This window comes from Streptomyces sp. NPDC050560 (genome assembly GCF_044457285.1).
Lineage (GTDB): Bacteria > Actinomycetota > Actinomycetes > Streptomycetales > Streptomycetaceae > Streptomyces.
The window spans coordinates 420,797-427,264 of record NZ_JBITGT010000009.1 but is presented as its reverse complement, the minus strand read 5'-3'; the positions used below and the strand labels follow the sequence as shown (position 1 = coordinate 427,264).

Here is a 6,468-nt window from a genome sequence, read left to right as displayed (position 1 = left end):
ACCCGCTACGACAAACGCGCCCGCCACTACCAAGCCCTGGTCACCCTCGCCTGCCTACGACTGTGGCTACCCTGACTTTGCGGACACGCCCTAGGACGTCCGCCACTGCCGTGGGACGACCACCCGTCCGCACATACCCGCCCCGGCGTCGATCATACGATCGGCCCCGCTCGTGCCGTGGCTCCGGGCGCCGGGGGCGCACCACCGCGCATCCGCGGTAGCCCGGGAAGGGCCGCACGCCGGAACCGAGTTGTGATTAGCTGCGTGTGCACCGGGCTGCACCGGCCAGCGCTCGCGGAGTAGGCTTCCTTGATCGTTGAACGGGGAGGCACTCGGGGGAGCGGAAGGCGGTACGTGGGTGAGTGCGGGAGGGCTGGAGCTGCCCCCTGGTGACGACGGCCGGGAAGGGGAGCCCGGAGCGGCCCCGCCCGGGGGGGTGTCCCTGGCACGGACGGTCGAGCAGGAGTCCGAGATCGGGCCCGAGCTGGACTGGGACGCCGAGGTCTGGTCGGAGGTGCGCACCCGCGCCCAGCGGGCAGGCCGCGCCTACATCTGGCTGAACCTGGTCGAACAGCGGCTGCGCGCGGTGGTCGCCGCCGTGCTGCGCCCGATCTACGAGCCGGTGCACGGCGCTGACTGGGTGGTGGCGGCCGCGGGCCCGGCGGGGCAGGAGTGGGTGCAGCGGGCCGTCGCGGTGCGCGAGGTCAGCCGCCGCAAGGGCTACCTCCTCGACCCCGCGGACGACAACGTCCTGAGCTTTCTGACCCTGCCCCAGCTCCGCGAGCTGATGGTGCAGCACTGGCCCTGCTTCGAGCCGTACTTCGACGACCGCCGCGACGTCGAACTCGTCCTCGACGAGCTGGAGGTCACCCGCAACGTCGTCTCCCGCAACCGCGCCCTGTCGGGCACCGTCCTCGCCCAGGCCGAGCGGGCCTGCGCCCGGCTGCTCGGCATCCTCGGCGCGGGCTCCGACGTGCCGTCGGCCCGCAGGCTGCCGGTGGACGCGGTGGAGAACCTGGTGGGGGACAGGTACGGGGACGTCGTGGGGGTGCACCCCGACCGGGTCAGGCTGCTGCGCCAGTTCCCCGCCGAGGACATCTTCGGCGGCGCGCGCCGGCTCGACGCCGTCGGCATAGGGCTCAACCTCCTGGTGCAGAACTTCTCCGGCCGCCGCCTGGTACGGCTCGCCGAGTCCGGCTGCCGGGTCAGGCTGCTCTTCCTCAACCCGGCAAGCAGCTCCATCAAGCGCAGGGAGCGCGAACTCGGCCTCAAGCGCGGCGAGCTGAGCAGGTCCGTGGAGATGAACATCCTCCATATGCGGCGGGTCAAGGGCAGGCTGCGCGACCCGGGCGCCTTCGAGATCCAGGTCTTCGACGACACCCCGCGCTTCACCGCGTACATGGTCGACGGCGACGGCAGCGACGGCATCGCGATCCTCCAGTCGTACCTGCGCGGCAGCCGCGGCGTGGACGCCCCCGTCCTGGTGCTGCGGGGCGCGGGACGGACCGTGAAGCAGGGCGCCGACCCGGCGGACGGCGGTCTTTTCGGCGTCTACCGGGAGGAGTTCGAGCTGGCGTGGGGCGACTCGCGTCCGGTCTCCTGAACCGCGGGGCCGCCCCGGGCCCCCAGGAGCGGCCGCCCTCCCGGCCTCGTCCCGGCCCCTCGCCGCCTCCCGGCGCCGCGGCGGACCGCGGTGTCAGTGCCGCGTGCCATGGTGAGGAGCACGGGTGAACGCGCCGCCACGGGGGGCGTGTCATGACCAAGGGGGAGCAAATGACCTGGCACCGCGAGCCGCTGACCGGATTCGACCTGGAGACCACGGGCACCGACCCGCTCGGCGCCCGTATCGTCACGGGCGCGGTGGTGGAGCTGGGGGCCGGCGCCGAGACCGCGCAGCGGCAGTGGCTCGCCGACCCCGGCGTCCCCATCCCCGCGGAGGCGACCGCGGTGCACGGGATCACCACGGAGCGCGCGGCGACCGAGGGCGCGCCCCCCGACCAGGTGGCCGACGCCCTCGCGGAGGCGCTCGCCTCCTCCTGGCGCGCCGGTGTCCCCGTGGTGGCGTACAACGCCTCCTTCGACCTCACCCTGCTCTCCGCCGAGCTGCTGCGGCACGGGCTGCCCTCGCTCTCCGAGCGCCTCGGCGGCGCCCCGCCCGCCCCGGTCGTCGACCCGTACACCATCGACCGCCAGGTCGACCGCTACCGCCGCGGCAAGCGCACCCTTCAGGCGGTCTGCGCCGAGTACGGCGTCGCGCTCACCACGGCGCACGACGCGGCGTCCGACGCGCTGGCCGCGGCCCGGCTCGCCCGCGCGATCGCCGAGCGGCACCCCAAGATCGCCGCCCTCGGCCCCGCGGAGCTGCACCGCAGCCAGATCGGCTGGTCCGCGAGCCGCGCGGCCGACTTCCAGTCGTATCTGCGCCGCAGCGGCGAGCCCGACGCCGTGGTGGACGGGGCCTGGCCGCTGCGGATACCCGCGGGGCAGGGCGGCTGAGGGCGGGTCAGCGCAGCCACACCGTGGTGTCGGGCGCGACGGCGGACACCGGCACCGGGCCCGCGCTGCACAGCACCTGCTCGCCGGGCGGCACCGCCACCGCCGTCGCCGACAGATTGGTGACGGAGCGCCAGCCGGAGGAGCGCCCGAAGTCCAGCACGCCCTCGGGCGAGGAGTGCCACACCAGGCTCTCGTCGCCCAGCAGCTCCCCGCGCAGCCGCAGCGCGGCCCGGTAGAGGCCGAGCGTGGTGCCTGCCGCGCCCGCCTCCTCGGCGGCCCGCTGCGCCGCCGCCGACAGCGGCCCGAAGGAGGCGGGCTGCGGCAGCCAGGCGCCGTCGGGCCCGAAGCCGTACGACGGCCCCTCGGGGGTCCACGGCAGCGGCACCCGGCAGCCGTCCCTGCCCTTGCGGGTGTGCCCGGTCTGCTCCCACACCGGGTCGCGCAGCGCGCCGGGCGGCAGGTCGGCGACCTCGGGAAGACCCAGCTCCTCGCCCTGGTAGAGGTACGAGGACCCGGGCAGCGCCAGCATCAGCAGCGTCGCCGCCCTGGCCCGGCGCAGCCCGAGCGCGGGGTCGACCGCCGGCCTGGTGCCGCCGGACATCAGCCAGGCGTCCGGGTCGGCGCCCGGCGGCAGCGCGAGCCGGGAGGCGTGCCGTACCACGTCGTGGTTGGAGAGCACCCAGGTCGCCGAGGCGCCCGCGGCGCGGGCCGCCTCCAGGGAGGAGCCGATGACGGCGCGCAGCTCGGGCGCCGACCAGCCGGACTGGAGGAACTCGAAGTTGAACGCCTGGCCCAGCTCGTCCTGCCGGGTGTACAGGACCCGCCGGGAGTTCTTCACCCATGCCTCGGCGACCGCCATCCTCGGTGGGGTGTACGAGTCGAGGACCAGCCGCCAGTCGCGGTAGATCTCGTGCACCTCGTCCCGGTCCGTGTACGGGTGGGTGCCGTCTGTGCCGTCTGTGCCATCCGCGGAGCGCTCGTCGCGGCCCGCGCGCTGCCCCGGCCCCAGGTCGCGCAGTGGCTCTGCCAGGTCCTTCGCGAGGCCGTGCGCGACGTCGATGCGGAAGCCGTCCACGCCCCGGTCGGCCCAGAAGCGCAGGGTGCGCCTGAAGTCCTCGCGCACCTCCTCGTTCGCCCAGTTGAAGTCGGGCTGCTCCGGTGTGTACAGGTGCAGGTACCACTCGCCGTCGGGCAGCCGCTGCCAGGCGCTGCCGCCGAAGTCGGCCTCCCAGTCCGAGGGCGGCCGCCCGCCGCCCGGGCCGCGCCCGCGCCGGAAGATGTAGCGGTCGCGCGCCGGGGAGCCGGGGGCAGCGGCCAGCGCCTCACGGAACCAGGGGTGCAGGTCGGAGGAGTGGTTGGGGACGATGTCGACGAGCACCTTCAGACCGAGGGCGTGCGCGGTGCGGGACAGCTCGTCGAAGTCGTCGAGGGTGCCGAGCAGCGGGTCCACGTCGCGGTAGTCCGCGACGTCGTAGCCGCCGTCCTTCCACGCGGAGGGGTAGAACGGGCTCAGCCAGAGCGCGTCCACGCCGAGGTCGGCGAGGTGGCCGAGGCGGCGGGTGACGCCGGGCAGGTCGCCGACGCCGTTGCCGTCGGAGTCGGCGAAGCTGCGCGGGTAGACCTGGTAGACCACCGCCTGCCGCCACCAGTCGGGGTCCTGCGAGGAGAGGTCGGGCCGTTCCTGCTCGGTCACGGGGGGCTCCTTTCGACGGCTTCCCTTACGGGCTCGCCCCGTTGACCCTCCCCGCGGACGGCACGCCGGGAACGCGCACCCGCCCGCGCCCCGCGCCCGGAGCCTCGGCCGGCGCCTCGGCTTCGGCACTTCGGAAGGGGTACCGGCATCGGCACCTCAGAAGGGGTACCAGCGCACCGACGCGTCCCCGTCCCGCAGCGACGCCACCCGGCGGCGGAACTCCGCGAGCGCCCTGGGGTTTCCCGGCGCGTGCTGGGCGACCCAGGCGCAACTGGCCGTCTCCCTGGCGCCCCGCAGCACCGCGCACCCCTCCCACTCGCGCACGTCGAAGCCGTACTCCGCGGTGAAGGCGTCGTACTGCTCGGGCGGCAGCCCGTACCGGTCGCGGGAGAGTGCGAGGACCACGAGGTCGTGCTCGCGCAGGTCGTGCGAGAAGGTCTCCAGGTCGACGAGCACGGGCCCTTCAGGACCGATGTGCACGTTGCGCGGCAGCGCGTCGCCGTGGATGGGGCCGCGCGGCAGCCGGGACGTGAGGGCCGCGGCGGCCTCGGCGAAGCCGTCCCTGCGCGCCCGCAGATACGCCGCGTCCGCGGGGTCGACCGCGTCGCCCGCGAGCCGCAGCCAGCGCTCGACCCCGCCCAGCAGTTCCCGCGGCGGCAGCGTGAACGCGGGCGGCGGCAGGGCGTGCACCGCGCGCAGCAGCACCGCGAGGTCCGCGGGGACCGCGGGCCGCACCGGCTCGGGCAGCCGGTGCCACACGGTGACGGGGCGGCCGTCGGCCAGCAGCGGCTCCGCCACCGCGGCCCGTACCGCGGGCACGCCCTCGGCGGCGAGCCAGTCGGCGACGCGCAGCTCACGCGCGGCGCGCCCGGCGAGTTCCGGGGCCCTGCCGACCTTCACCACGAGATCGCCCTCGGCGAACACGGCGTTCTCACCGAGGGTCAGCAGCCGTGCCCCGCGGCCGCCTTCGGGCAGCACCCCGGCGACCGCGAGTGCCGCGCGGGCGGCGGCCTCGTCCATGCGTCCACGCCCCTCTTCGCACGGCGGGCCGCACCGCGGGCCCGCTCGGCGGCCAGTCTGTCACCGCCCGCCGGGGCGCGGTGTGCCGGGAGGCGCCGCCGCCCCCGGTCCCCGCCAGGGGTTTCCGGGCCCCGGGCTCTGGTACTAGTGAGGACAGACACTGTTCGGCGGGTGTTCCGCGGCGTTCGAGCCCCGGGGGTCCCCGAGCACGAGAAGACCAAGGGAGAGCGAGATGGCAGGCACCGCGGGTGGCCCCGACTCCGATCCGAGCCTGTTCACACCGGGCAGTTCGTCGTTCATGGAACTGGTGGCGGAGAACCGCCCGGAGCTGCTCTCGTCGCGGCTGCTGTCCGGAACGCGCGGGGACGGCCCCGACCGGAGAGCGGGGCAGGGGGGCGGGGGCATGGACACCTCACGCATTCCGCACGGCACCACGATCCTGGCGCTCACGTACGCCGACGGCGTGCTCATCGCGGGCGACCGCAGGGCCACCATGGGCAATGTCATCGCCCAGCGCGACATGGAGAAGGTGTACCCGGCCGACGACCACACCGCCGTGGCCATCGCGGGCACCGCGGGCATCGCGATCGACATGGTGAAGCTGTACCAGGTCGAGCTGACGCACTTCGAGAAGATCGAGGGCACCACGATGACCCTCGGCGCCAAGGCGACCAGACTCGCGCACATGATCCGGCAGAACCTCGGCCAGGCGATCCAGGGCCTCGCGGTGGTGCCGCTGCTCGCCGGGTACGACCTGACCGCGCCCGAGGGCGAGAACGGCCGCATCTTCAGCTTCGACGTCACCGGCGGCCCCTACGAGGCGGTCGGTTTCCATGCCGAGGGCTCGGGTTCGCCGTACGCGCGCGGCGCGCTGAAGAAGCTCTACCGCCCCGGGATGTCCCGCAGGCAGGCCGCGCTCGCCGCGCTCCAGGCGCTGTACGACGCCGCGGACGACGACTCCGCGACCGGCGGCCCCGACCTGTACCGCAGGATCTTCCCGATCGTTTCGGTGATCACCGCGGACGGCTACGACCGGCTCTCCGAGGCGGAGACCGCCGAGCTGAGCAGGGAGATGATCGAGCAGCGCGAGCGGCGCCCCGAGGGCCCGGTCGCCGACCTCTGAGCCACGGCGGGGCGCGGCCCGCCCGGCACGACACCGCGGGCGCGCCCCGGCGCTCCGGCGCGGGGCCGCCGCCCGCGCCAGGGGCCCTGCCCCGCCCGGGAAAACTCATTGTACGAGACGTCTCGTCTCGCCTAGG

General features: G+C 74.9%; 5 protein-coding genes. 3 read left to right on the top strand and 2 right to left on the bottom strand.

Translation table 11 applies throughout. The features are described 5' to 3' along the window. The first annotated feature begins 358 nt into the window (after positions 1-358). The gene (locus tag ACIBIW_RS23145) at positions 359-1,603 is read left to right on the top strand and encodes an SAV2148 family HEPN domain-containing protein (RefSeq protein WP_399338874.1); all 1,245 of its coding nucleotides are present in this window, start codon (positions 359-361) and stop codon (positions 1,601-1,603) included. A 170-nt stretch (positions 1,604-1,773) separates the two neighbouring features. Then, complete coding sequence (locus ACIBIW_RS23140; protein ID WP_399338873.1) at positions 1,774-2,496, top strand: 3'-5' exonuclease; 723 nt, start codon at positions 1,774-1,776, stop codon at positions 2,494-2,496. A gap of 7 nt (positions 2,497-2,503) precedes the next feature. On the opposite strand, the gene ACIBIW_RS23135 is transcribed toward ACIBIW_RS23140, so the two are convergent. Together ACIBIW_RS23135 and ACIBIW_RS23130 are read right to left on the bottom strand one after the other, a co-directional pair. After that, positions 2,504-4,189 carry a glycoside hydrolase family 13 protein gene (locus ACIBIW_RS23135; RefSeq protein ID WP_399338872.1) on the bottom strand — a complete coding sequence of 562 codons (1,686 nt, stop codon included), beginning with the start codon at positions 4,187-4,189 and terminating at the stop codon, positions 2,504-2,506. Between the two features lie 156 nt (positions 4,190-4,345). After that, complete coding sequence (locus ACIBIW_RS23130) at positions 4,346-5,209, bottom strand: phosphotransferase enzyme family protein (RefSeq protein ID WP_399338871.1); 864 nt, start codon at positions 5,207-5,209, stop codon at positions 4,346-4,348. A gap of 232 nt (positions 5,210-5,441) precedes the next feature. Between ACIBIW_RS23130 and prcB the strand changes: the two genes are divergently transcribed. Further along, positions 5,442-6,332, top strand: coding sequence for a proteasome subunit beta (prcB, locus tag ACIBIW_RS23125; RefSeq protein WP_399338870.1), 891 nt, complete (start codon positions 5,442-5,444; stop codon positions 6,330-6,332). Positions 6,333-6,468 lie beyond the last annotated feature (136 nt).